The organism is Cribrihabitans pelagius (assembly GCF_048820915.1).
Taxonomy (GTDB): Bacteria; Pseudomonadota; Alphaproteobacteria; order Rhodobacterales; family Rhodobacteraceae; genus Cribrihabitans_A; species Cribrihabitans_A pelagius.
In genome coordinates this window covers 12,881-38,067 of the sequence record NZ_JBMERR010000030.1, presented here as the reverse complement: position 1 = coordinate 38,067, position 25,187 = coordinate 12,881, and the positions used below count along the sequence as shown (strand labels likewise).

17 protein-coding genes are annotated in these 25,187 nt (G+C 67.2%); 4 read left to right on the top strand and 13 right to left on the bottom strand.

Going from position 1 to position 25,187, the window contains the following annotated elements; genetic code table 11:
- Window positions 1–517 precede the first annotated feature (517 nt).
- Window positions 518–1,189 carry a LuxR C-terminal-related transcriptional regulator gene (locus tag ACOHX0_RS20120; protein WP_420679025.1) on the top strand — a complete coding sequence of 224 codons (672 nt, stop codon included), beginning with the start codon at window positions 518–520 and terminating at the stop codon, window positions 1,187–1,189.
- Between the two features lie 367 nt (window positions 1,190–1,556).
- Here ACOHX0_RS20120 and ACOHX0_RS20115 read toward each other — a convergent pair whose 3' ends face one another.
- The 5 genes from ACOHX0_RS20115 to ACOHX0_RS20095 all read right to left on the bottom strand — a co-directional run bounded on the left by ACOHX0_RS20115 (window position 1,557) and on the right by ACOHX0_RS20095 (window position 10,178).
- Complete coding sequence (locus ACOHX0_RS20115; protein WP_420679024.1) at window positions 1,557–2,408, bottom strand: glycosyltransferase; 852 nt, start codon at window positions 2,406–2,408, stop codon at window positions 1,557–1,559.
- Window positions 2,409–3,004: 596 nt separating this feature from the next.
- On the bottom strand, window positions 3,005–4,408 hold the full coding sequence (locus ACOHX0_RS20110; protein WP_420679023.1) for a DegT/DnrJ/EryC1/StrS family aminotransferase: 1,404 nt from the start codon (window positions 4,406–4,408) through the stop codon (window positions 3,005–3,007).
- Window positions 4,409–4,839: 431 nt separating this feature from the next.
- Window positions 4,840–6,327: a calcium-binding protein gene (locus ACOHX0_RS20105; protein WP_420679022.1), complete on the bottom strand. Its 1,488-nt coding sequence runs from the start codon at window positions 6,325–6,327 to the stop codon at window positions 4,840–4,842.
- A gap of 950 nt (window positions 6,328–7,277) precedes the next feature.
- On the bottom strand, window positions 7,278–8,882 hold the full coding sequence (locus ACOHX0_RS20100) for a hypothetical protein (protein WP_420679021.1): 1,605 nt from the start codon (window positions 8,880–8,882) through the stop codon (window positions 7,278–7,280).
- A 621-nt stretch (window positions 8,883–9,503) separates the two neighbouring features.
- A complete protein-coding gene (locus ACOHX0_RS20095; protein WP_420679020.1) occupies window positions 9,504–10,178 on the bottom strand; it encodes a sulfotransferase in 675 nt (224 codons plus the stop codon).
- Between the two features lie 619 nt (window positions 10,179–10,797).
- Here ACOHX0_RS20095 and ACOHX0_RS20090 point away from each other — a divergent pair.
- Window positions 10,798–12,051 (top strand): MATE family efflux transporter, encoded by a 1,254-nt coding sequence (locus tag ACOHX0_RS20090; RefSeq protein ID WP_420679019.1) that lies wholly within the window; start codon window positions 10,798–10,800, stop codon window positions 12,049–12,051.
- Window positions 12,052–12,091: 40 nt separating this feature from the next.
- Here the strand turns inward: ACOHX0_RS20090 and ACOHX0_RS20085 are convergent, their stop codons facing one another.
- From ACOHX0_RS20085 to ACOHX0_RS20050, 8 genes are all read right to left on the bottom strand, one after another.
- Window positions 12,092–13,222, bottom strand: coding sequence for a nucleotidyltransferase family protein (locus ACOHX0_RS20085; protein ID WP_420679018.1), 1,131 nt, complete (start codon window positions 13,220–13,222; stop codon window positions 12,092–12,094).
- Complete coding sequence (locus ACOHX0_RS20080; RefSeq protein WP_420679017.1) at window positions 13,198–14,334, bottom strand: hypothetical protein; 1,137 nt, start codon at window positions 14,332–14,334, stop codon at window positions 13,198–13,200. Before ACOHX0_RS20080 ends, ACOHX0_RS20085 begins: the two co-directional genes overlap by 25 nt.
- A 645-nt stretch (window positions 14,335–14,979) precedes the next feature.
- The gene (locus ACOHX0_RS20075; RefSeq protein WP_420679016.1) at window positions 14,980–15,297 is read right to left on the bottom strand and encodes a hypothetical protein; all 318 of its coding nucleotides are present in this window, start codon (window positions 15,295–15,297) and stop codon (window positions 14,980–14,982) included.
- 284 nt (window positions 15,298–15,581) lie between these two features.
- Complete coding sequence (locus ACOHX0_RS20070; protein ID WP_420679015.1) at window positions 15,582–16,628, bottom strand: hypothetical protein; 1,047 nt, start codon at window positions 16,626–16,628, stop codon at window positions 15,582–15,584.
- 88 nt (window positions 16,629–16,716) lie between these two features.
- On the bottom strand, window positions 16,717–17,871 hold the full coding sequence (locus ACOHX0_RS20065) for a glycosyltransferase family 4 protein (protein WP_420679014.1): 1,155 nt from the start codon (window positions 17,869–17,871) through the stop codon (window positions 16,717–16,719).
- 11 nt (window positions 17,872–17,882) lie between these two features.
- A complete protein-coding gene (locus ACOHX0_RS20060) occupies window positions 17,883–18,677 on the bottom strand; it encodes a sulfotransferase family protein (protein ID WP_420679013.1) in 795 nt (264 codons plus the stop codon).
- Window positions 18,665–20,023 (bottom strand): O-antigen ligase family protein, encoded by a 1,359-nt coding sequence (locus ACOHX0_RS20055; protein ID WP_420679012.1) that lies wholly within the window; start codon window positions 20,021–20,023, stop codon window positions 18,665–18,667. The genes ACOHX0_RS20060 and ACOHX0_RS20055 overlap by 13 nt, the downstream gene beginning before the upstream one ends.
- Window positions 20,024–20,077: 54 nt before the next feature.
- Complete coding sequence (locus tag ACOHX0_RS20050; RefSeq protein WP_420679011.1) at window positions 20,078–20,758, bottom strand: sugar transferase; 681 nt, start codon at window positions 20,756–20,758, stop codon at window positions 20,078–20,080.
- 582 nt (window positions 20,759–21,340) lie between these two features.
- Here ACOHX0_RS20050 and ACOHX0_RS20045 point away from each other — a divergent pair.
- Entirely contained in the window at window positions 21,341–23,545 is a 2,205-nt protein-coding gene (locus tag ACOHX0_RS20045) for a GumC family protein (RefSeq protein WP_420679010.1), read from the top strand.
- Between the two features lie 101 nt (window positions 23,546–23,646).
- Window positions 23,647–24,912 carry a polysaccharide biosynthesis/export family protein gene (locus tag ACOHX0_RS20040; protein WP_420679009.1) on the top strand — a complete coding sequence of 422 codons (1,266 nt, stop codon included), beginning with the start codon at window positions 23,647–23,649 and terminating at the stop codon, window positions 24,910–24,912.
- The last annotated feature ends 275 nt before the right edge of the window (window positions 24,913–25,187 follow it).

Below are 25,187 nucleotides of genomic sequence, written 5' to 3'. Positions count from 1 at the left end.
ACCGCTTCCGCAGCCGGAACACCTGGCGGCGCGTCAGCCCCAGCAGGTTCGCGCCATGCGCACCCGTCAGCCGGCCGTCATCGACCTGTGCCAGCACTTCCACGCGGCACAGTTCGCGCTCGCTCATAATTACCCGTTCTATGTCTGCTTCCGCTGCCTGTTTCATGAATTGCCAAAGGGTGACATTTCAGCTTTGCGGGTACAGGGATGCGCCCTGTAATCCGCGTTATGTTAAAAAAGTCTCGCCGCAGGCCGGGCCCGCCGCGCTGCCCGCCGCGCTGCTTGGGTGCTTACGGGATTGTTTTACGGCCGTTTCGCGCTATCGTCTAAAATTGTGTGCATCGGAATTGACCGGTGAGGGTTTCGCTGAGGCCAGGTAGAGCCGAAGTGTTTGTGTAAAAAGTGTGGGGACGGAATGTTGAGGGGGAAAGTTATTGACTCCCGCAGTGGGGAGCCTGTTCTGGCGTCCGCTGCGCGGAAAGTTCTGAACGATGGGGATAGTGGTCCAAAGGCACCGGTGCCCCGGGGGGCGCCGCGGAGTGCGCATTTCATCATCGTCGAAAAGCAGCGGCTCTGGCAGGAATGCCTGTCGCACAGTATCGGCCTGCTGCACCCGGGCGTGAGCCTTGCCTGCTGCGATTCCATCGACGGCTATCTCGATGCAAACCCGCCCGGCAGCACGCCGGATGCGGTCATCCTGTGTCTCACCCAAAGCGAAATGCGCGAGGCCGAGACCCTGGCCGCCGCCCGGCGGCTGGTGAAGGCCGCGGCGCCGGTTCCGGTGGTGGTGCTGTCGGATTGCGAGGAGATCGGCCGGATGGCGGCGGTGCTGGAATGCGGCGTGAACGGCTATATACCGGCCAGCGTCGGGCTGAAAGGGGTGGTGGATGCGATCCGCACCGCCGCCTCCGGGGGCTTCCTGCTGACCGGGCCCGCGCTGGCGGATCTGCGCCAGGCGATCCTGAAGGAGAAACCGGCCGATGCGCCCTGCACCGGCAGGCTGACCTCGCGCCAGTCCGCGGTCGCCGAGGCCCTGCGCCAGGGCAAGCCCAACAAGACCATCGCCTTCGAGCTGGGCATGTGCGAGAACACCGTGAAGGTGCATGTCCGCAACATCCTCAAGAAGCTGAATGTGGTGAACCGGACGGAAGCGGCGTTCAAGCTGAACCAGGCGCAAGTCACGCATTAGCGGCCGCCAGGTGTCTGCGGCAGGGGCCTCCGGGGGGCGGCAACAGGCGCCTCCCGGCGCCTGAACGCCTGCCGCCCTGCCCTGCTGTCCTGTCTGCTTTTCCTGGCGCTGCTGGCTTTGGCGTCTGCGGCGGAAACCCTTCCGCTGCCAGCCGCCTCTGGCAGCCGCCCTGCCTGCCCTCTGCCTGCCCGCCACGGCGGGGAGAGACCGCCCTGCGCAAGCCGGGACGCGGCGGCGGCGCAACTCCCCGACTGGCTCCTGACCGGCCTGCCTGACCGGCCTTCCTGACCGGCCTTCCTGATTGGCTCCTGACCGGCCCGCCTGACTGGCCCCTGACCGGCCTGCGGCGCGGGGACGTCCGCGGGCCTCAGGCGCGCGGCTGCGGCCGGGTGAGCTCGTTCAGCCGCTTCAGCACCTGGAAGGCGCCCGGCGTCCACTGCGCGGCGCGGCGCTTCCACAAGAGCTGGCGGCGCAGCTGCTGCAGCTCCTGGTTCTTCTGCGGCAGGCAGGGCTGCAGCGCGGTGATCGCCCTCAGCTTGTCCGAGAGCATCCGCACGACGCCGTGGTTTGCCATGACGCTGGCGCCGTGGATGCGGTGCACCGCCATCACCTGGTTGAGAAAGCCGATCTGCCCGTGGCGGCCGGCCAGGACGTTCAGCAGCCAGTCCGCCGAGGCGACCTTGGTGCTGCGGTACCAGCCGGGCAGGTCGTCCAGCGCGCTGCGGCGCACCATGGTGGAGATCTTCGGGGCGAAATTGCGCAGGATCAGGGCGCCGACATCATAGCTGCCGGTGCCCTGCGGCGCATTGGGCGACAGGGAGCTGCGGCCATTGTCGTGCAGATGCTCCACCCGGTGCGCGCAGACGGCGCAGTCGGGATGGGCATCGAGGAAATCCGCCTGTTTCTGCAGCTTGGCGGCATCGGTCCAATAATCGTCGCCGTCCAGGAAGGCGATATACTCGCCTTCCGCGGCGTCGATGGTCGCCAGCACATTGGTCAGCCCGGCATCGCCGGCATTGTCCCGCCGCAGCAGCGTCTTCACCGAGGCGGGGGCAAAGCTGTGGTAGCTCTCCAGAATCTCCCTCGTGCCGTCGCTGGAGGCATCGTCGCCGATGATCACCTCGACATCGAAATCCGTCTCCTGCAGCAGCACGCTGTCGACCGCCTGGCGTGCGGTCTGTGCATGCTGGTAGGTGACAACCGAGACTGAGACTTTCATGGCTGGGACTCCGTGTGCGGGACAGGGTTCGGGGCCTGCGGTTTCAGGGCGGAAGAGGTCAGGCCGGGAGACGTCAGGGGATGGGCTTTCAGGGCCCGGGTTTGCAGAGGCCGGGCTTTCCAAGCCTGGGCAAAGACCGCGCGGAAGTTGCGCAGGCCCAGGCGCCGGGCCTCCGCCGCGGGCAGCGGGCCGGTGCCGGGCGAGGCCGGGGCGGTCATGCGGTCTGCGGCCGCTGCCCGGCCGCGCCGCGGCAGCCGCCGCAGTTGCGGCAGGCGCCGCAGTGCGCAGCCCCTTCCCCGCCGGGCAGACCCGGCGCGTCAGCCAGCTTGTCAGCGGGCCCGTTCAAAGGCCCGTCCACAGGCCCGTCCACTGGCCCGTCCACTGGCCCGTCCACTGGCCCGCCCGCGGCGGGACCTGCAGCCCTGGAGCCTTGGGTGTCCTCCGGTTCCGTGTGATCCGGTGCAGTCATCGTTCTTTCCCTCCCCATGTTCCACGCATGCCCGTCCGCACGTGCCTGGTCACGCATGCCCGTTCACACATGTTCCGCCGCGCGGGCACTGCCCGCGCGGGCGCCGCCGCGGGGGGGCAGCGGCCGTTCAATGATGGCCGGCCCGCAGCGGGGCAAAATGCGGCAGGCGGGGGTCCTCGCAGTGTTTCAGCGCGGCGCGCACCTCGGGCGCCTGGCGCAGCAGCGCGGTGATCCGGGCGCACATCCTGGCCACGTCCTCGCGGCTTATCTGGGTGCCGGTCGGCAGCACCATGACCCGCTCCGCCACCGCCTCGGTGACCGGCAGGGTCTGCCCTGCCCGCGGCGACAGCCCGGCATAGGGCTGCATGCGGTGGCAGCCGGGATGGAAGTAGCGCCGCGCCACCACGTTTTCCAGCCGCAGCGCCGCAACCAGCTCGTCGCGGGTGAGCCCGGCCGCGTCGGGGTCGATCTCGGTCACCACATACTGATAGCTGTGGCGCCGCGCCGCCGCCCGCGGCATCAGGCTGAGCCCGGGCAGCCCGGCCAGCCCCTCCGCGAAGGCGGCATAATTCTCCCGGTTATGGCCGAAGAAGCGGTCCATCGCTTCGACCGAGGTCAGCCCCATCGCCGCGGAGGCCTCGTTCATCTTGCCATTGGTGCCCAGATGCGCGACCTGATCCTCGCCGGCAAAGCCGAAATTGACCATATAGCGCAGCCGGTCCGCCAGGGCGTCGTCATTGGTGACGATGGCGCCGCCCTCGAAGGCGTGGATGCATTTGGTGGCGTGGAAGCTGTAGACCTCGGCGTCACCCAGGTAGCTGTCCTGCGGGCGCTCGGGCTGGCAGCCGAAGGCATGGGCGGCATCGAACATCAGCTTCAGCCCGTGCTCCCGGGCCAGCTCCCGCAGCCGCTCGCTGGCGCAGGAGTTGCCCCACAGATGCACCCCGAGGATGCCGGTGGTGCGCGAGGTGATCGCGGCTTCGACGCAATCGGGATCCAGGCAATGGGTGACCGGGTCGATATCGCAGAACACCGGCCGCACGCCCTGGCGCCACAGCGCATGCACGGTGGCGATGAAGGTGAAGGAGGGCACGATCACATCCCCCGCCATGCCCAGCCCGCCGATCGCCAGCTCGAGTCCGGTGGTGGCATTGCAGGTGGCGATGCAGTGGCGGGCGCCGGCGATTTCGGCAACACGGGCTTCGAAGTCCTGCACCAGCGGCCCCCAGTTGGTCAGCTGGCCGCTGCCGAGGACCTGCTGGATGCGGTCGAGAAACACCTGCTGATCGGGCATGTTCGGCCGCCCCACATGCAGGGTTCTGCGGAAGGCGGGGGTGCCGCCAAGCACCGCCGCGCTGAGGCGCCGGGCCTGGGCTGGGGAAATGACCGGCGCGGCCGGAATTTCCACAGCCGCGGGCGGGCCTGCCACCCCGAGGGCAGCGGGTGGCGCTGCGGCCCCGCGCATGGCCTCTGTCGGTTCGGCCACCGGCGGTCGTGCGGCGGCGCGGCCTTTCTGCAGCTGGTTGTCCATCAATCCCCCCAATTTTGAAATCCGGTGGCCGGACGGCTGCGCGGGCCGGCAGTCGGGGAGCTCTCGGATGTCCGGGGGGGCGGGTGTTCTGGCGTGCCGCCCGTCTGCAATCCCTTGGAACAATTCCTTGAAACCCGAATACCGGGCCACAGATGCCGTGGCCGTATACGTTCAGTCTGCGGTCCTGTTCCCGTCTTTGAATAGTTATCCTTTTGACGTAGGGCCCTGCTCTTCCGGGGGCGGCGGGGAGCGTGCGCCGGCCGGATCTGCCAGCCGGATGAGAAGCCCCCCCCCTAAACGGATTATGGCGCGGCCCGGGTGCGGGGGCGCGCGCCGGCCCCGGCGGGAGGCCCGGGGCCGGCAGCTGTCTCTCTCCGGGCGCCGGAGGCCGGCGCCCGGAGCACGCCCCGCGGGGCGGCGGGGTCCAAAGATCAGATCAGCAGGAAGTCGCTGGCACCGAGGTCCAGCTGCGACTCCAGCTGGGCAATCTGCACCTGCGCGCCGCGCCCGGAGCCATCGGCATCGTAATGCAGCGCGCCGGTCTTCCAAGTGTAGATGAGGCGGTCCTCACCGTCGTCCGCCCGGCCGGCCATCGTGAAGCCGGCCGCGTCCAGCGTGTCCGCGCCGCTCTTGAGGCCGGTGAACACCGAGGTGTCGAGCGCGATCTTGTCGGCGCCGGGCTTGAAATCGGTGATGGTATCGACATTCTTGCTGTCATTGGGGGCGGTGTCGAAGATGAAGATGTCCTCGCCGGCGCCGCCGGTCAGCTCGTCATTGCCTCTCTTGCCGCTCAGCATGTCCCTGCCGTTGCCGCCGCTCAGCTTATCGTTGCCCGCGCCGCCATACATCGCGTCATTGCCGCCGCCGCCGCGCAGCTCGTCACTGCCTTGCTTGCCGCGCAGCGCGTCATTGCCGTTGCCGCCGGTCAGCTGGTCGTCGCCATTGGTGCCATTCAGCGTCAGCGGCCCGCTGCTGTCCGCGGCCGGGATCGCGGGCTCGTCAGCCGGGGCCGTACCGGCGGCGGGTGCCTGATCCTCCAGGTCCTGCGCCGGCTGCACAGGGCCGGCCGTATCGGCGGCAGGCTCCTCGCCGCGGTTTGCGATCCATTCGTCGCGGGCCGCGTCCCAGTAGTCGCGGGCCTCCTGGCCCTGCAGCACGGTCCAGCCCTTGCCCGGCATCGGGTAGCCCTTGGGCAGCGGATTGTCGGAGAGATTCAGGAAGACGTTGCCCGAGGAAGAGACCATCTTGTCCCAGGCCTGCTCGAGTCGGCCCTGGCCGATATGGTTCACATCCTCGATCGCCAGCACCGAGTTGTGGACGCTGAGCGAGGGGCTGTTGGCCTCGATCTTGAAGGGCGAGCCATGCGTCTTGCCGTTCTCGAACGCATAGGACTCCATGCGCATCAGCACGTTGTCGAGCGTCACCACTTTCGAGGTCAGCTTCGGCATCACCTGGTGGGTCATGCTCAGGCCGGAGAAGACCCCGTCGAACAGGCTGTTCGAAATGGTGCCGGAGTTGGCGTGGTCGTTCTCGAACACGTCGTCGCGGATCTCGGAGGCCCAGACATCGGAGACTTCGAAGCCGTCGGAATCGGAGCCGAAGCGGACCGCATCCCAGGCCCGGGAGATTCGCAGGTCGGAGACGTCCGCCTTTTCGGTGTCCCGCACCATGAAGGCGGCCGAGTTGGAATAGGTCTTCGCCCATTCGCCGGTCAGCGAGACTTGGCCGTTGAAGGCTGCGCCGTAGACGTCGATGCCGGTCTTGGCGTCATCGACGAGAAACGGATAATTGTTGGTCTTGCTGCCCTGGTTCGCAACGATCCACGTTGCATCGGTTGCGTCGATCGCATCCGCAGTGCCGCCGTTGTACCTGTACTGCGAGTAGCCGTAATCTGCGGTCAGGGTGATTTTATTTGCCATGTTACTGGTGTACCTTTTGTGTCTTTCCGAGGGAGAGCCTGGTAGGTTTGCCCCGGGGGAATGATCCGGGACGCTGCTTGCGCGGGGTTCTTCTCTTCCTCCCCCGTTCGAAGCAAGGCAGCGGCGCGGCGTGCGGGGATTTTGGCAGCGATCAGCCGCCGGCGGGTTCCCGCCCAGGCGGCGGCGGGCCAGGGGCGGCGGAGCGGTTCCGTCAATTTTGCGTGAAAATCAGGGCGCTACGGGAGCCGGCATGTCTGGTTGCCTCTGCAAATCTGCCTGCGCAAACTTTTGCCGAGGGAGGCCCGCCTTGCAACCGCGGCCAATCCTGTCAGGCGGCTAATCCAGAAGAGTTACAATGCGTTAGGGTGAAGTTCGCGCCAGGGACGCGCCGGGACTCCCGGGGGTTGCGCGGCGCAGCGTCCGGGATATAACGCGCAAACCTTTGCTCAAAACGCCGTTCCGGCCAGCAGGGAAACGCCGATGTGGCACGGGGGACACGCGGGGGAGACGCGGGAGTGATGCGGGATTCCGGCTGCCGCGCCTCCCCGGGACGGGCGGATGGCAGGGCGTGGCGGCCGCAACAGCCGCTGCCAGCCTGCATGCCTGGCGGGCTTTCCCGGCCGCAGCGCCGGGCCCTTGCCGGAAAGCCTTTCTGCTGAACGGTGCCAGTTCGGGAACGCGGGCGGGAGGAGCTGCCCTCCGCCCCCGTCCATTGCACGGGATCCGGGGCACATCAGTTTGTGCGCTGCTGCCTGCAGAAGGCCGTCCCTGTTCGAAGGCCCGCCTGTCCGAGGCAGGCGGATGTATCCGGAATTCGGGAACCGCCAGAACCGCCGGCGGCGTGAACGGGCGCCCGGCACTGGTGCGGGGCGCGCCCAGGCCGATGCCTGCGGACACGGGATGAGCTGCCGCCAGAAACCCCGGCGGCAACCCGATAATTGCCTCTCCGCTTAGAGGACGAAGAAATCGCTGTGGTCGAGGTACATATGCGCGTCCATTTCCGCGATCTTGACCTGCGCTTCCGGGCCGGTGCCATCCGCATCGTAGAACAGCTCGCCGGTCTTGAACTTGTACATGATGCGGTCCTCGCCGTCGCCGGCGCGCCCGGCGATCGTGAAGCTGGCCTCGTCCAGATCCTGCCCCTGCTGGCCGTCCAGCGCCGTGAGCTCGGAACTCTTGAGGACGATCTGGTCGGTGCCGGGATCGAAATCGCCCATCGTCTTGGCCACGCTGTCGTCATTGGGCAAGCCGTCGGCTGCGGCGGCATCCCGGGTGGCCGAGGGGCTGGTGGAACCGTCGGCCTTCTCTGCCGTGCCGGACACGAGGAAGTCGGTATGGTTGTAGTACACACGGTCCTCGAGCTGGGCAATCTTGACCTGCTTGGCCGCACCGCTGCCGTCCTCATCGTAGAACAGCTCGCCGGTCTTGAACGTATAGATGATGCGGTCCCCGCTGTCGTTCGCCCGGCCGCCAATCGTGAAGCTGGCCGCGTCAAGCGTTTGTGCCTCGCCATCGGGGCCGGTCTGCAGGCCGGTGAGGGTCGTGCTGTCCAGCACGATCTTGCCGTCCGCCTGAACGGCCGGGCCGTCTGCGGGGGAACCGGCGCTGCTGTCCGCGGCCGGGATCGCGGGCTCGTCAGCCGGGGCCGTACCGGCGGCGGGTGCCTGATCCTCCAGGTCCTGCGCCGGCTGCACAGGGCCGGCCGTATCGGCGGCAGGCTCCTCGCCGCGGTTTGCGATCCATTCGTCGCGGGCCGCGTCCCAGTAGTCGCGGGCCTCCTGGCCCTGCAGCACGGTCCAGCCCTTGCCCGGCATCGGGTAGCCCTTGGGCAGCGGATTGTCGGAGAGATTCAGGAAGACGTTGCCCGAGGAAGAGACCATCTTGTCCCAGGCCTGCTCGAGTCGGCCCTGGCCGATATGGTTCACATCCTCGATCGCCAGCACCGAGTTGTGGACGCTGAGCGAGGGGCTGTTGGCCTCGATCTTGAAGGGCGAGCCATGCGTCTTGCCGTTCTCGAACGCATAGGACTCCATGCGCATCAGCACGTTGTCGAGCGTCACCACTTTCGAGGTCAGCTTCGGCATCACCTGGTGGGTCATGCTCAGGCCGGAGAAGACCCCGTCGAACAGGCTGTTCGAAATGGTGCCGGAGTTGGCGTGGTCGTTCTCGAACACGTCGTCGCGGATCTCGGAGGCCCAGACATCGGAGACTTCGAAGCCGTCGGAATCGGAGCCGAAGCGGACCGCATCCCAGGCCCGGGAGATTCGCAGGTCGGAGACGTCCGCCTTTTCGGTGTCCCGCACCATGAAGGCGGCCGAGTTGGAATAGGTCTTCGCCCATTCGCCGGTCAGCGAGACCTGGCCGTTGAAGGTTGCGCCGTAGACGTCGATGCCGGTCTTGGCGTCATCGACGAGAAACGGATAATTATTGGTCTTGCTGCCCTGGTTCGCAACGATCCACGTTGCATCGGTTGCGTCGATCGCATCCGCAGTGCCGCCGTTGTACCTGTACTGCGAGTAGCCGTAATCGCCTGTCAGCGTGATTGTATCTGCCATGTTTCTGGTGTCCCTTTTGCGTTTGTCTGAGGGAGAGTCCGTTAGGTTTGCTTTTAAGGTTTGCCCCAGGTTTTTCCCGGGACGCTGCTTGCGCGGGGTTCTTCTCTTCCTCCCCCGTTCGAAGCAAGGCAGCGGCGCGGCGTGCGGGGATTTTGGCAGCGATCAGCCGCCGGCGGTCTTTTGCTCAGGCCGTGGCGGCGATGGGGAGCTGCAGCCGCCCGTTAATTTTGCGTAAAAAATCAGGGCGCTGCCGGCGCTCTCTCGTTTGGCGGCCCAGCCCGCGCGGGTGCGCAGACTTTTGCCGAGGGAAAAATACCCTTGATCACGGCGCCGGCCGCACAAGGCCGGCATTCCGTAATGATTACAATGCGTTACGGGGAAATATGCTGAAGGGTGCGCTGGTTCTTCCGGAGGTTGCGCGACGCGACGTCAAGCCCATGACGCGCAATCAGATGCCCGGCAGGCAGGCGCCTTCCGCCAGGGTGACGCAAGGGAAGGCAGCCGTCCGGCTGCGGCCGCTGCACCGGTCCAAGCGGGTGGCATCAGCCCTTGCGCCTGCCCCACCGCCCCGGGCGGGCGGACGGCCGCGAAGCCCTGCCCGGCAGCCGGGCAGGCAAAAACTCAGCCGGCCACGCTCTTTTTCAGGCTGCGCAGGAATTGCTTGAACCGTCTGCCTCTGCTCCGGTTGGCATGGGTCGACCCGCTTCTGAAGACCGGGCGGTCCAGGCCGATGAAGGCGGCGATATCGCCCCAGTCGATCTCCTCGAGCCGGCCGTGGTACAGATCGGCGCCCTGGCCCGCCAGATACGCGCGGCACTTCTCGTTCCGCGCCACATAGATGCGCTTGTAGTGCTCGGCATGGCCCTGAAGCTCCAGCATGTTCCAGTCGCTCCCGTCCCGGGCCCGGATGCCGCCCAGATCCCCGAGGTCGGCCTCCCGGCCGTAGATCCGGGCATGAATCCTGGCCGAGCCGGGATTCTTGCCGCCGCTGTGGGACAGCATCGACTTGAACCAGGCGTCCGGATCCCGCTCCATCAGGATGTATTTCGCATCCGGATAGCGCCGGTAGAGCTCCACCTCGATACCGGGGTAATACCAGGGCGAATCCTCAAAACCGGTGAAGCCCCGTTTTTCGATGGCCGAGAACATCTCGTCCAGTTTTCCGTCATACCAGAGCTCGCTCAACTTGAGCGATTTGGACTCCCGCCATCCGCAGACATTGAACTTGTTGTCGCGCAGAAACCGCCCCATGGAGGTGGTGCCCGTTCTCTGCGCGCTCAGGCAAAATACTTTCATGATATCCCGCTCTCAATTGACGTCCGTATATCACGAACCGCAACAAACGATCAGGCGCCCGCACAGGCGCCCGCATTCGCAGAGCGTCGAGGGGCACGCTCCGCCTGGAAAAGCGTAGCACGGCTGCGGACAATCACAACTGTTTTGATCCCGCCCCCCTCCTCCCCCGGGGCTGCCCCCCGACCCGGACTCCCGGCGGCGCCATGTGCATCCGTCAGCTCGGCAGGCGGTAAAACGCGCGACAAAAGGCTTGATCGGCCCGGGGGATCGGGCGACGCTGGCACCGGGGGACATGCCACCTGGACATCGCAGGCTGACCGAAGCGCCGGGGCCGCCAGGGGCGGCAGCGCCGGGCCGAAGGCGGCGGTGCAGCGCAAAAGAGGCGTGTCTGGTGGTTTGTGTTGAGGAGGCGCCGGGGCGTGTGCCCCGCCCTTCGCGAAAGGATTTCTCGCATGCATTTTCTGGGCCGCATTGACAGCACTGCCTGCAGGGTCCCCGGACCGCCCCCCGCCCCGTCCCTGCCACACGCCGGTTCCGGGCCGCCGCGCCGCCCGCTTTCCGGGGGGGGCCAGGCGGGGGGCCATGTGCTGCGGCCGGATGCTGCCGGGAGCCCGGCGCCGTGGTGAACCAGGACACAGGCCGCACGGTCTTCAGCAACTTCAGGGCCATCTTCGTGGGGCGCCTGGTGGCCTCCCTGTCGACTTGGCTGTCGCTTGTGGTGCTGGCAAAACTGTCGGCCCCGGAAACGGTCGGCATCTATGCCCTGGCGCAGGCGATCTGCATGCCGGTGGCCGAGATTGCAAAAATGGGCTTGCGGGAGGCGCGCTCCAGCGACACCCGGGAACAATTCCAGTATGGCGATTACCTCGCCCTGCGGATTGCCGCGGTGGCGGTGGCCCTTGTGCTGATCTCCGCCGCAGGCATCGCCCAGGCCGGTACCGAGGTCTTCCTCGTCATCCTCCTTTACGGGCTGAACCGCTGCTTCTGGCTTCTGTCCGACATCCTCTATGCCCATTTCCAGCTGGACGAGCGGATGGATCTCATCGGCCGGTCGCTGAACATCGTCGGCCCGCTGTCGCTGCTGTTCCTGACGCTCGGGTTCTACCTGACCGGATCGCTGGTGGCGGCCACCCTGGGCCAGCTGCTTGCCCATGCGGCGGTGTTTGTCTTTCATGACCTCGCCATCGCGCGCGAACGGGACGCCCTGAAGAACGGCGGGCGGCTGATGCCGAACTGGAACCCGAAGGTGCTTGGCGCGCTGTCCCTGCAGGTGATGCCGCTGGTCTTTGCGACCTTCCTGATCGTCGGCGCGATCTACTTCCCCCGCGTGAAGCTGGAGGCGGAGTTCGGCCTGGCCTCCCTCGGGATCTATGCCGCCATACTGGCCCTGGCGATGGCGCCGGTCCGGCTGGTCACCTCGCTGGGGGTGGCCACGAGCGTGCGGCTGGCGCGGATGTTTGCAGACCGGGAATTCAGCAGGTTCCTGGCCCTGCTGGCCAAGATGGTTGCGGGCGTTGCCCTGTGCGGCGCCGCGGGTGTCCTCATCGTGTCGGAGATAGGTGGCCCGATCCTCGGCCTGGTCTACACGGAGGCCTATGCCGCCCATAGCGGCGTGCTGGTCTGGCTGGTGGCGGCGGCCTCGGTGCGGGTCACCGCCAATCTGCTCCAGTTCGGCGTCATCGCATCGCGGAAGTTCTGGTGGCTGTGCTGGCAGAACGGCGTCATGCTGGTGGTGTCCATCTTCGGCTGTCTCTTTCTGATCCCGGCGCATGGCATTGCGGGTGCGGGGATGGTGATGCTGATGATCTTCTGCGCCCAGCTGCTGGCGGTGCTGATGGGCATCTGGCTGATCCTGAATGCCGCCAGGCGGTGACGCGCGGCCCTGGCGCAGAGGCCAGGAAACGCCGCGCGGCTCAGAATCGCTGCAGCCATTTCTTGTGGAATCCGGACACCCGCGCCAGCGCGTCCGGGCTGGACAGCATCCTGAGGTAGTAGCTGCGCAACTGCGGATTGCTGACAAACTGGCAGATGTAGAATCCGGTCCAGCCGGCCAGTTTGCGGAGTTTCTGCTCTGCGGGCCGCCCGAACAGCCGCAGCATCCTGTTGCCGCAGCGCAGGCCGGGCCCGGTTTCCGGGCAGGCGGCCGGCCCGATAACAGCCCCGGCAGCCTCGGCCAGCCGGTCAAAGGCCTTGCCGCAGCCCGCGGCGGCAAATCTGCCGCGCGCGGCTGGCAGCGTCCCGGCGGGCAGAGCCGCCTGCATCTGCTGAAACTCCAGGCAATCGCGCAGCGACAGGATCGCGGCTTCGAGCGGCCGTTTGGCCAGTTCCGCATGCGCCGCCATGTGCATCACCCGGTGCAGCGGGCCGGGCAGGCGCAGGCCGGCCCGGCCGCTGGGCTGCGAGGCCGCAAACACTTCGCCCGCCGGCAGCAGGTCTCTCACCTTTGCGGCCCCCAGCGCGTGATGCAGCTCGACGGAGACCGCCCAGCCGGTGCAGGTCAGCGGCGGCAGGTGATGGTGGCCGCGCCCGGTGACGCCGCGCGTGCTGCTGCGGGCGGCGCCGGCGGCTTCGAGGGCGGCGCGCGCGGCTTCGATGTCCCTGCCCGGCAGCAGCAGGTCGATGTCGCTCAGAAACCGCATCCCCGGGTCCGGGAAGACCGGGCGCAGCAGTTCGGCGCAGCCTTTCAGGGCCACGGCCTCGATGCCCTCTGCGGCAAAGATCTCTCCGATCTGCAGAAGCTGCGCCCGGATCGCGGCATTGCGCCGCCGGTTGGCCTTCTGCATTTCGGCAAAGTAGATGAGCAGGTCGCGCGGCACCGCCTGCTCAAGCTCCGGCGCGGTGCCGAAGGCGGAGGCAGCCACCGTATGGACGTAAGTGTAGGTGGCGATTTTCACCAGCTCCCCGGGGCCGCTTGCCTTCAGATCCTGCGCCAGCGTGTCCGGCGCCGGATATCCGAGCGCCGGGGCCATCAGCCCCAGGACGGCCCGGTGCGGCACCGAGCGGCAGGCCAGCAGCCGGTTCAGCGGGCGAGCAGGGACTGGCATGTCTCTACCGAATAGCGGGTGGAGCCATAGCGCAGCTCATAGCAGGGCACGCGGTCCAGCAGCGCCACCAGAGGCGCGAGGGAAGGGTTGCGGCGCGACACCCGCCCGCCGGTCTGGATGAGCTGGGTCAGCGCCCGGGCGGGATCCAGCCGCGCCAGGCCGTTGGCGGCGTCCGCGCCGCCATACTGCGGGAAGACGATGGCCGCGACGGCGACGGGGGTTGCGGCCGGGACGCAGCGCGGCGGCCGCAGATAGCGCACGCCGTCGCGCGGCGAGGCGGCGGCCCCGCCGGCAAGCCCCAGCGCCTGGATCTCCGGCAAGTCCCAGGCGCCGCGCTTGACGGCGGAAGCTGCCGGAAACGCCAGCATGTGCCGCCCGTCCACCGCGAGGGCCACATGATCGTCCGCCGCGAGCGCGCCGCCCGCGGCCATGAGCCCCATGGCGAGGGTGGTCTTGCCGCTGCCGCTGCCGCCCGCCAGGATCACGGCCCGTCCACTATCGGCGACGGCCGCGGCATGCAGATGCGCGGCGACGCGGGAGGGCGTGCAGAAATGATCCATGCATTCGCGGATGACGTGAAACCGGGTGAGATCCTGCGGCGCGCGCCCCCAGACCGGCTCCCGGTCGCGGAACACGCCATATTCCGCTTCCGCATCCGCATCCGCGGCAATGACATCGATGAGGGCAGTTGTGCCGTCGTCCGGCATGTCCAGCGCCCCCGCCGCATAATCCCGCAGGGAGGCGGCAATCTGCTCCGAGAGCTGCGGATCCTCGCAGCGCAGGATGACGTATCTGTCTCCGAGGCGGTAGATCTGCGGCGGGCCGGTGTGCGGCACCCGGTAGGCAACCGGCGCCGCAAAGGGGCACATCCCGGGCTGGAACAGACCCGCCGCCTGCCACCGGGCGATCACCTCCTCGACCAGCGGCGCGGCATCGCCGGGCGCGACCCCGTGCTGGCGGGCGATTTTTGCAGAAATGTCCGTCAGGTCCAGACGCGCGGACAAGGCGTCATAAATGTCGCGCCCGAAGGCGTTGCTCGAAAGAAGGGCTCCGCTCTCCTGGGAATGCAGCAGAAACGCCGTGCCCAGAGCGAAGCCTTCAATCCGGTCCATGGTGTGCCGGGCGCATATGCTGTTCAGGGGGGAAACCCCTCTTGTTTTCCCTGCCGTCGATCCATGCTGCCGTCCCCGCGGTCATCGCACTCTCCGCATTATTCTGCCCAATCAGCGGCTTTCACCCATACCCATCTCCGGTTTCTTAGGGCCTCTTCGGCTTCCCGGATTTCTTCGGCTTCCCGGATTTCTTCGGCTTCCCGGGCTTCCACGGCTTCCCGGGCTTCCACGGCTTCCCGGGCTTCCCGGGCTTCCCGGGTTTGTATCCGTAAGCGGAGGCTTCGCTGACCAGCCCGTCCGCAGTGACAACGACCGCGGCCCCGCCGCCCACTGCGGCGGAATATTTCGCCAGCGCCTTCACGGCTTCACGGCGGCTGTATTTCAGAGGAACTTTGGGTTCGGTTTCAGCTTCGTTTTCTACCTGCGAAGACATTTCTTTTTCCACGATGAACTCCCCCGTGACTAACGTTGGGCACGATTCCCGTGCCAATTTAACCGATGTGCAGAAACTCAGAATCCAGTAATTAAGCGCAGCGTTGGAATGGGAGCGAAGCAACATTTCCCAAGCGGGTGTGCCGGAAGCAGAGGCTGCCCGTGGGGAAATTGGCCGGGGGAGGAAACCATTCTAGGTTTTCCGGCCAGAGCTCAGCTGCCCCGGTTCCGCCGCCGCCATCTGCGCCATCTGCGCCATCTGCGCATTTTCCCGAGCCGCCGCCACCGGCGCATTTTCTTCCGGCCGGGGTATTTCTTCGCCGGCTTGGAGCCATAGGCGGAGGCTTCGCTGACCAGCCCGTCGGCGGTGACCACGACCGCCGCGGCGCCGCCCACCGCAGCGGAATATTTCGCCAGGGCTTTCACGGCTTCGCGGCGGCTGTAATTCAGAGGAACGCTGACTTCGCTTCCGCTTTCAATTTTGTTTTCGGTTTCGTCTTCTTCCGGAGAAGAAATTTCTTTTTCCACCATAACACCCCCCTCGTGCTGGCAAAGACAGGTGCGGAACCCGCACCAAAACAACCGATGCGCAGAAACTCTGCAGAAACTCAGCATCCAGTATTCAAGTTTAACATCAAGAGGAGAGTGAAGCAACATTGCCACAATGGGGAGGGAGGGTTGAGGGGCCTTAATCCTTTTGGATCTGATTCATTACCCGTTTGGATAATTAACGCCTTAATCCCCCGGTTTTTATTTCTGCATCCGGTCTTTCGGCGTTCCGGTTTTCCGGCATCCGGGGCTTTTTGCCGCCCCGGCTAGGGAAGCCGGGCCGCCCTGCGCTGCCCGGAGGGCAGCCCGGCCAGCCAATGCGCCCGGGCCGCCTGCCAATGCGCGCGGGCGGCCTCGCCCTCCAGCACCGTCCAGCCCTGGCCCGGCAGCGGGTAACCCTCCGGCAGCGGGTCATCGGACAGGTTCAGGAAATAATTGTTCGCGGCCGAGAGCGTCTTGACCCAGGCCTGCGCCAGCCGGCCCTGGCCGATGTGGGTCACGTCCTCGATCGCCAGCACCGTGTTGCGGACCCTGAGCGAAGGGCTGTGCGTCTCGATCTTGAAGGGGGAGCCATGCGTCAGGCGGCCCTTGAACGGATAGGCCTGCATGCGCATCAGGACGTTGTCGAGCGTCACCACTTTCGAGGTCCGGTCCGGCATCTTCTTGCGGGTCATGCTCAGGCCGGAGAAGACCCCGTCGAACAGGCTGTTGGTGATGGTGCCGGCATTGCCGTGGTCGTTTTCGACGGCATCGTCGCGGGTCTGGTAAACCGCGGCCCGGGTGATCAGGAAATTCTCCGAGGCGCCGGCGATGCGGAGGCCGTCCCAGGCCTGCCGGATGGTCCAGCCGCGGAGTTCTATGGCGGGGGCATCGCGCGCCATCACCGCCGCGGAATTGATGTAGATCTCGCTCCACTCCAGATCGAGCGGCACCTCGCCGTGAATGCTGCCGCCGGCCACTTGCGTGCCCGGCACGCTGCCGTCGATGAGAAAGGGATAGCGGTTCTGGCGCGGGCCGCGGTTGCTGAGGGTCCAGGTGGCGCCGCGGGCGTCGATCCGTTTGGCCGCGTTGCGGTTGACCCGGAACTGCGCGTAGCCGAAATCTGTGCCCACCAGGGCCCGGTCCGGCCGCGCCGCCTGCCGGGACCGGCCGGCCTCTGCCGGGGCGGCCTCTCCCGGACCGGCCTGTGCGGCGGCGGGGGTTTGGGCAATGGACCCGGACATGGCCTCCAGGACGGCCACCCCCAGGGCCGCCCCCAGAGCCAGGGCCGGCAGGCGGACGATGCGCAAGGTCAGGGCGGCGCGCCGGGTCATTGCTTTCCTCGCTTGCTGTCCCCGCCCGGCTGTTCCCCGCCCGGCTGCTCCCCGCTCTTTGCGGGCGCCGGGCGCCGGGCGGCTGGGCTCAGGCCCTTGCCGCCCCCAGGCCGCTCAGGAAGCGGGCGCATTCGTCGAGATAGGCCTGGATGACGATCTTCTCGTCGAACTGGGTCTCGACGATGTCCCGGTTCTGCGCGCCCAGCCGGTGCAGGGTGGTCTCTTCCATCTCCGCCACTTCCTGCATCGCGGCGAGCAGCTCTTCCTGGTCGCGGGGCGCGATCTTGAGCCCGTTCACCCCATGCCGGATCACGTCCTTGCAGCCGACGCTGTCGGTGGAGATGATCGGCCGCCCGACGGCGCCGGCTTCCAGCAGGGTGCGGGGCACGCCTTCGCCGTAATAGGAGGGCAGCACCAGCACGCTGCACGACCGCAGCAGCTCCGCGATCTGCCCCGGCGGCACCTGCCCCAGGTAGCTGCATTGGTCCTGCCGGGCAAAGGCGCCGAGGTCCTCTGCGCTCACGTATCCGCTTTCCTCCAGACGCTCGCCTGCGATCACGAAGCGGGCGCTGGTGCCGCGGCTGATCATTTCCCTTGCGGCGTCGATGAACATCTGCGCGCCCTTGGACAGCAGCAGCCGCCCCACGTAGAGAAACACCACCTCCGCCGGGAAGTCCGCCGAGGCCGTGAAGCGCTGCAGGTTGACGCCGCTGCCGGGGATGTGCCGGGCCACGGCCTTGCCGACCATGCCCTGCTGCAGGAAGAACTGCAGATCGTCGGTGTTCTGGAAGAACACCCGGGCCGAGCGCCGCAGGGCCTTGGCATAAAGCGCGATGAAGAAGGCCCGCTTGAGCCGCCCGGCGCCGTCGAAGGCGCGCCCGGTCCCGGCGATGTTGTTGACCACCGGGATGTCCAGGGACTGCGCCGCCAGGGCGCCGATGGTGTTGGCCTTGATCGTGTAGCACAGGCACACCGCGGGCCGGTGCCGCCGCAGCGCGGCGCGGATGGCGAAATAGGCGGCGGCCTCGTGCAGCGGGTTGGTGCCATACTGGCTGATCTCCACGTGCTCGTGGATCACCCCCATCCGCTCCAGCTCGGGGACCGAGGCGTCCCGGGGGCTGACCAGCAGGATCTGCGCGCCGCAGGCTTGCAGCGCCCCGATCAGGGTGGTCCGGGAGCGGTGCACGTGCAGCGCCGTGTTGCAGATGATCGCGATGACCGGCTTCATACTGGTTCCCTTCATGCTGGCTCCCTTCATACCGGCTCTCCGGCCTCCATCAGCTTGCTTCTGATCAGGTCCCTGTCGGCCTCCGTCGCCGCCGGCGGGGGCCCGGCACCCGCGCGGCGCGCATAGATCCTGTTCCAGCCCCGGTCCCGGGCCGCCTGCACGAGGCCGTCCAGGCCGATGTCGCGCAGCCCGTAGGAGATCCTGCGCGCCAGTTTCGAGATCAGATAGTGCCGCGGCACCGCCGCGCCATTGACCCGGCCGATCCGGCTTGCGTCAACCGGGCTGGCCGGCAGCCCCAGGAGGGCGTCCACGTCCCGGGCGAAGGCCTGCGCATCGCGGGACAGGAGCGCGGCATCCAGCAGGCTCACCCGCTCGGCCCCAAGCTCGGCGCGCCAGCGCTCCAGCCAGCGTTCGACCTGGCTCGCCTCGATGATGGCCGGGTGGGTCTCGATCGCCTCGGCCAGCGGGGCGGAGGTGTAGCCGTAGCGTTTCAGATGCAGGTAATGCGACCAGGCCCGCGCCACCGGGTCGCGGCGCAGGATGATGACCTGGGCCTCCGGCAGGGTCTCGGCGACCCGCACCGGCGCTTGCGGGTGGGCCAGGATGCTGGGCGCCACATCCGCCAGCAGCCGGTGCTGCGGCTCCGGGCGGAACTGGCCTTCGTACCAGGCGGGCCCCCGCCCGTAATAGCGGTCGAAAAAGAAGGTTTCCTTGGTTCTTCCGGACAGGCAGACATCGCCGCGGGCCTGGAGATAGGCATGCACCCAGGTGGTCCCGGACTTCATCGGCCCGCAGAACACGGCGGTTTTTAACCCGAACACTGCACGGTCCTTCCATAAGAGCGGCCAGCGCCCATCCAGTGCTGGTTCAGCACGCTCAGCGCGAGTCCCGCCAGAATCCAGAAGGGGCGCTGCCGCAGGCCAAAGGATCCCAGCCCGTAGAGGCTCACGACCAGGAATGCGGAAAACAGGGCGAAGGCCGCAATGCGCTGTTCGCTTGGCCCGCGGCCAAAGGCGCATTTCAGAGCCAGGAACATGATCGCTGCCTGGAACAGCAGTAAAAGCAGCAAGCCGGGCACGCCGGTCTCGATCAGTGTGCCGAGATAGGTGTTGTGCACTTCGAAATTGCTCACCGTATAGGTTTTGAAATTGCCCGGCCCCACGCCGAAGAACGGATGTTCGACCCAGCCCCTCCAGACGATCAGGATCTGATCGTAGCGCGGGCCAAGACCCTCCTCCAATGTGCTGGGGTTCAGGAAGCGGTCCAGCGGGCGGGCCAGGGTCTGCAGATAGGTGGGCAGCGCGCTGGCCCCCGCTTCAATGAAGGCGATGACCAGGAAGGCAAAGCCCAGCACCAGGGCGCCGCAGGACACCAGGATGACGGCCGCGAAACCGGTTCTGGAGGTCCCGAACATCAGCGCCGCCAGCACCACCAGAAGGAAGGAGACCAGCGCCAGCACCAGCGCGGTGCGGCTGCCGGTTCCGGCCAGGGCCATCGCCGCAAAGCCGACGGTGGTCAAGTAGAACAGCGTCGCGGCCTTGGAGGCCGAGGCTCTGAGGCAGAGGATGAGGAACAGCGGCACGGCGGGGGCCACGAAGGCGGCAAGCTGGTTGACCGACCGCGAGGTGGACTTGATCCGGCCGCCGCCGTGATAGACCCAGTCCGGCGCCTCGGCGAACACCGCCAGAACCGAAAAGGACGACACCAGCACCACGCCGACGGCGTAGGCATTCAGGAACAGGCGGTAATTCCTGGCATGTGCCGAGGCGGCGGCCGCCACGATGCAGAGAATGGCGCCATAGGAATAATTCGCGATCGTTTCGGCCAGTTTTCTGACCGGCTGATCATAGAGATAGGTCGCAACCACGCCGGACATAAATCCCCAAAGCAGGAAGCAGCCCAGGATCAGGAGAACGGCGCGCGTGTTCGGGTGCAGCCTGAGCCGCAGCACGCCCTCTTTGCTGGTCGAGGTGAGCAGGAACAGGAAGGTGCCGAGGAGAAAGCACAGGTCCGCGGCGACAATGCGGATCTCCTGCGCCGGGTTCAGCGGGTTGATCAGCACGCCGGACAGGAAGATCCCGGCCGCAAAGATCCCGGTCCCCAGGCCGATGGCGGCCCGGGGAGACCTGTCGCGGGAAAGCTCCTCTTCATACGGCTGCACAGGCACGTGTCCGGTCCAGTTCACAATAACGCCGCTGGCGGAACCGCCCCCCCTCTGCACCTACTTGGCGCCTGTCCCGAAGATCATCACGGAGACGGTCCGCAAGATGATATAGAGGTCCATCATCGCCGATCCATGCCGGATATAGTGATAATCGTAGCGGGCCTTGCGGTGGATGGTGATCACCTCGTCCGCGTAGCCGCCCCGGATCTGGGCCAGCCCGGTGATGCCCGGCCGCACCCGCACCCGGTACTTGTAATAGGGGACGTTGTGGGTGAACCAGGTGGCGTGGTCCCAGACATCCGGCCGCGGCCCCACCAGCGCCATCTCGCCGCTCAGAACGCTCCAGAAGTTCGGCAGCTCGTCGATCCGGGTGCGCCGGATGAAATGCCCGAGCGGGGTGATGCGGTCGGTCTCCAGCGGGCTGGTCGGATCGCGCTGCGCGCCCTCCGGCGCCGCCGTCATCGAGCGGAATTTCCACATCGTGAAGGGCCGGCCCCACATGCCCATCCGCTGCTGCTTGAACAGCAGCGGCCCGGGATTGAAGAACGGGTTCAGCAGCAGCAGAAATACCGCGGCGGCGGCGGCCAGGAAAAGCCCGGCAAGTGCAGAGACAATGTCCAGGGATCTTTTGGAAAGCTGGAAGGCGGACGGCCAGGCCGCGAGTGATTGCAGAGCCGGCGGTTTCAGAACGGATGAATTCAGGTTTGACGGCTTCAGGGATGCAATATCCCCTTTCAATCCAATGTCCGGATATGTCAGCCCGCTTCTGTTGCTTAATTCCCCTCGCACGCCGGTTCCCCCCCAAAGAAACCACCAGCCACCCTGAAAGCCGCGCGGAATGCCGCGGAACAAATGAAAGCCGGTGAAGAACTTAACTGTTACGTAATTTTGTCCCCGGCCAGCCTAGCAAACCTGCCGCGGCGGACGGCCCTATTAATTGGTGTAAGGAAGGTTAATGCCTGACGGGCGGCTGACCGCTTTTGTAATCCGTTCAGGCATTTAGGATTAATCTTATTTGAGTATGGGCGGGACCCGCGGCGCCGGTCTATAGTGGCCGGGCTGCCAGCCCTTTTTCTTTTTTCCATCAAGAAACTCGATGTCACCGGCACCCGCTCTAAATCCACTTGGAAACTGCAAAACGGCCCTGCGGGAGGCGGCGCCGCGCCGCTGCGCTGCGTCCCGCGCCCTTTGCCGGGGCAGCCGGTTTGCGCGCTGCGGCCCGCCTGCTGCCAGGCCCGGGCATTCTAACGAATTACGGGGAGTTGCAATCGTGATGCCGCCATTGTCCCAGCCACCACAGTCCAGCCCGGAATCCGCGGCATGAGAAACCGGCATTCCGCGCTCACCCCGGGATACCCGGTTGCCCCTGCCGCCCGCCCGGCGGAACAGGACATGGCCATCGACATCCGGTCGCTGTTCCTGGCGCTCTGGCGGGGGCGCTGGACCATCATCCTGATCACCGCCCTGGCCACCGTGCTGGGCGTCTTCTTCTCCTCCAAGATCGAGCCCACCTACAAGGCCAGCGCCAAGGTGATGTTCGACCCGCAGCTGCGCGAGATCGCGGCGGGCGGCAGAGTCTCCCCGGCCGGCGAGGACGGGCTGGAGAACGAGATCCAGGTGCTGCGCTCGACGGCGCTGCTGAACCGGGTGGTTGAGGAGCTGGAGCTGCACACCTATCCGGAATTCAACCCGGCGCTCGGCCAGCCGGAGCTGTCCGAGCCGCATTCCCTGTTGGACTTCCTGCCTTCCGCAATGGGGCCGGACCCCGAGTTCGAGGCCGAAATCCCCGATCTCGAGCGGCGCATCGTGTCCCTGAACGTCTCGCAAGGGCTGCGGCTCGCGCCGATCCCCGCCTCCCGGGTGATCGAGATCAGCTTCATCTCCGCCGACCCGCACACCTCGGCGCTGGTGGCCAATGCCTTTGCCAAACAGTATATCCACGACCAGCTGCACGTGCGCCTGTCGACAACCCGCGCCGCCACCGACTGGCTGGCGGGCCGGGTCGACGAGCTGCGCGACCGGGTGCAGAAGGCGGAAAAAGCCGTGGCCGTGGCGCAGTCGGCCCAATCGCTGGAAGCCGGCCAGAGCCTGCCGATCACCAAGCGGGAGCTGGAAGCGCTGATCGGCACCTATTCCGAGACCAAGAACGAGGCCCGCTCCGCGCGCGCCGACTACCAGCGGCTGAAGACCGCGCTGGAGGAGAAGACCGACCCCGGCGCGGTGCCGGAGTTCCGCGATGCCGCTCCGCTGGCCCGGCTGCTGGCGCCGGAGAACGAGCTGCGGGTGCAGCAGGCCAATCTGGCGGGCACCCTGCCGCCGGAGCATTCCGCCATTGCCGACATCGGCAAGGCGGTCCAGCAGCTTCAGGACCAGCAGCGGCAGGAGGCCGCCCGCATCACCGAAATCGCCCGCTCCCGCTGGCAGTCGCTGGAGCGGCAGACGGAGCTGATCCAGGCCGCGATCCGGGATCTCGACCGCCAGGTGCTGCAGCAGTCCCAGGACGAGCTGGCGATCCGCCAGCTGGAGCGCGAGGCCGAGGCCAGCCGCAGCGTCTACGAGACCTTCATCCGGCGCCTCAACGAGGCCTCCGAGCAGGTGAAGCTGGAAAGCGCCGACGCGCGCATCCTGACCCTGGCCGAGCCGCCGCTCGCCGCCTTCTCGGAGCCGAAGAAATACGCCCTGACGATCGCGGTGCTGGGCGGGCTGGTGCTCAGCGTCGTGCTGGTGTTCCTGCGCGAGCGGCTCAACAACACCTTCCGCTCCGCCGATGAGGTGATGAAGATCACCGGCATGGAGGTGCTCGGCACCATGCCGGCGGCCGGCGGCGGCAGGCCGGTCGAGGCCCTGCGCACCTTTGCCGCCGAGCCCAACTCGCACATCGCGGAAGCCATTCACGGGCTGCGGACCAGCATCCTGCTGACCCGGGACGCAACCCCGCCCAAGGTGGTGATGTTCACCTCGTCCTACCCGGATGAGGGCAAATCGCTTCTCGCGGCATTGACGGCGCTGGCCTCATTCCGGATCAACAAGAAGACGATCATCGTCGACTGCGACCTGCGGCGGCCGGAGCTGCACAATATTCTGGGCGATGCCCTGGACAAGCAGAACATCGTGTCGGTGCTTGATGGCACCATCACCCTGGACAAGGCGATCCGCAAGGACCCGGTGACCGGGCTGCACGTGCTGGCGGCCAGCGCCGGCCAGATGCGGCAGGACATTTCCTCGGTGGATGTGCTGTCGTCGCCGGGGTTTGCGCGGCTGATCGGGACGCTCCGCAACACCTACGACCTGGTGATCCTGGATTCCCCGCCATCGCTTCTGGCCGTGGATACAAAGATCCTGAGCAAATACGTGGATTCGCTTGTCTATGTGGTGAAGTGGAACCGCACCTCCCGGGATGCGGTGCTGAGCGGGCTGCGGGAGCTGGAAGCCACCGGCGCGCCGGTTGCCGGCGTCGTGCTGTCGATGGCCGGCAATGTGCAGTTCACACGATACGGCGCGGATCAAACCGCCCAGGCCACCTGAGGCAGGGCACGCGGGGGACGGACGGATATGGTGCGGGGGCGGACATGGTGACAGGCGAAAACCGGGACGGGAATTTTTTGCGCGGCGCAGGAGGAGCGGGCGTGCAGGCATGGGGCCGGCTCCTGCGGCTGCCGGCTCTGGTCCTGGCCGCGGCCCTGACGGCCGGGACGGGGCACGCGGACGAGGCCATCGTGCTCGCGCCCGGCGATACGGTGTCTTACGCCGTCATCGGCATGCCCGAGCTCACCACCGTCTCCACCATCGGCGTGAACGGCCGCCTGCAGCTGCCGCTGGTCGGCTGGATCGATGCGGCGGGGCTGACGATCGACGGGCTGCGCCGCAAGGTGGCGCCGGAGGTCAGCGACACGCCGGTGCGCACGGCGGGCGCGGACGGCCAGGAGGTCTGGCGCCAGATCAGCGCCGATCTGCTGTTCATCACCGTGGCGGCCTACCGGCCCATCTACCTGATCGGCGATGTGCGGGAAAATGGCGAACAGCCCTACCGGCCTGGCCTCACCCTGCGCCAGGCCGTGGCCCGCGCGGGCGGCTTCGGGGCGCCGCTCGATCTGCCGGAGTCCGGCACCCAGCTGATCGCGCTGTCGGCGGAGCGGGACGTGCTGGCGGGCGAAGCGGATTTTGTGAAGGCGACGCTGGCGCGGCTGGAGGCCGATCTCGCCGCAACCGGGGCTGAGGCGCAGGCGGAGGGCGCGGAAGGCGCCGCCGCACAGGCCCTCCCGCAGGCCGGCGGCGCGGCCCATGACGATGGCGCCGCGCGCTGGCTGGACGCCCGCGACGCGGAACGGCAATTGTCCCGCAGCAATTCCGAACTGGTGGCCCGGCAGATGAGGAACCGGCTGGAGGTCCTGCAGGAGCTGCTGCGCACCCATCAGGCCAATCTGGACATCGAACAGGAGGCGCTGGAACGGGCGCAATCCCTGGCGGACCGGGGCCTCACCCCCGCCTCCAACGTGACCGAAGCCCGGCGCGCGGTGCTGGATGTCTCGATGCAGGCGCTGGAGACCTCCGGCGAGATCCACCGGCTGGAGCTGGATCTGGCGCGCAGCAGCGGCGAGGTGGCGCGGCTGCAGCATTCCCAGGGGGCGGAGCTTCTGGAGCAGATCGTCACCAGCCGGGCCACGCTCAGAACCCTGGAGCGGCGGCTGGCGGCGCTGGACCAGCGCCTGATGGCGCTTGGCGGCCAGCATCTCGTCTCCCGGATCGAGCCGGCCTACCGCATCAAGGTCCACCGCCCGGGCGCTGCCGGCATCGAGACCGGGGAGCTCAGCGATATCCAGCTGCTGCCCGGCGATGTTCTGGAGGTGCGGGCCATTCCCGCAGAGGAGGCCGAAGCCGTACCCACGCAGTGACCGGCATGCGGCGCGCAATGGCAGCCCTGCGCGCAATGCAGGCCCGTGAGGCAGGACCGGTGAGACCAGGACCGGTGAGCCTGAGCCCGATCCCCGAAAGCCCGCCCTTGACCGCTCAAGGCCCGGTATTGCTTCTGCCCGGTGCGGGACAAGGCCGATGGGCCGCCGCGCCCCCACGCGCCCGCCGAGCGCAGCTGTTCGCTTTTTCCGAATGCTCTCATCCGCAGAATATCCGCCCGCCCACCAACCGGCTGTTGCGGCAGGCCGCCGCCCAG

What these genes read in the sequence shown, in the direction of transcription:
- ACOHX0_RS20115 (WP_420679024.1), bottom strand. Translation starts at nt 2,408, where the DNA reads ATGAAAGTCTCAGTCTCGGTTGTCACCTACCAGCATGCACAGACCGCA.
- ACOHX0_RS20110 (WP_420679023.1), bottom strand. Translation starts at nt 4,408, where the DNA reads ATGGACAACCAGCTGCAGAAAGGCCGCGCCGCCGCACGACCGCCGGTG.
- ACOHX0_RS20105 (WP_420679022.1), bottom strand. Translation starts at nt 6,327, where the DNA reads ATGGCAAATAAAATCACCCTGACCGCAGATTACGGCTACTCGCAGTAC.
- ACOHX0_RS20100 (WP_420679021.1), bottom strand. Translation starts at nt 8,882, where the DNA reads ATGGCAGATACAATCACGCTGACAGGCGATTACGGCTACTCGCAGTAC.
- ACOHX0_RS20095 (WP_420679020.1), bottom strand. Translation starts at nt 10,178, where the DNA reads ATGAAAGTATTTTGCCTGAGCGCGCAGAGAACGGGCACCACCTCCATG.
- ACOHX0_RS20085 (WP_420679018.1), bottom strand. Translation starts at nt 13,222, where the DNA reads ATGCCAGTCCCTGCTCGCCCGCTGAACCGGCTGCTGGCCTGCCGCTCG.
- ACOHX0_RS20080 (WP_420679017.1), bottom strand. Translation starts at nt 14,334, where the DNA reads ATGGACCGGATTGAAGGCTTCGCTCTGGGCACGGCGTTTCTGCTGCAT.
- ACOHX0_RS20075 (WP_420679016.1), bottom strand. Translation starts at nt 15,297, where the DNA reads ATGGTGGAAAAAGAAATTTCTTCTCCGGAAGAAGACGAAACCGAAAAC.
- ACOHX0_RS20070 (WP_420679015.1), bottom strand. Translation starts at nt 16,628, where the DNA reads ATGACCCGGCGCGCCGCCCTGACCTTGCGCATCGTCCGCCTGCCGGCC.
- ACOHX0_RS20065 (WP_420679014.1), bottom strand. Translation starts at nt 17,871, where the DNA reads ATGAAGGGAACCAGTATGAAGCCGGTCATCGCGATCATCTGCAACACG.
- ACOHX0_RS20045 (WP_420679010.1), top strand. Translation starts at nt 21,341, where the DNA reads ATGAGAAACCGGCATTCCGCGCTCACCCCGGGATACCCGGTTGCCCCT.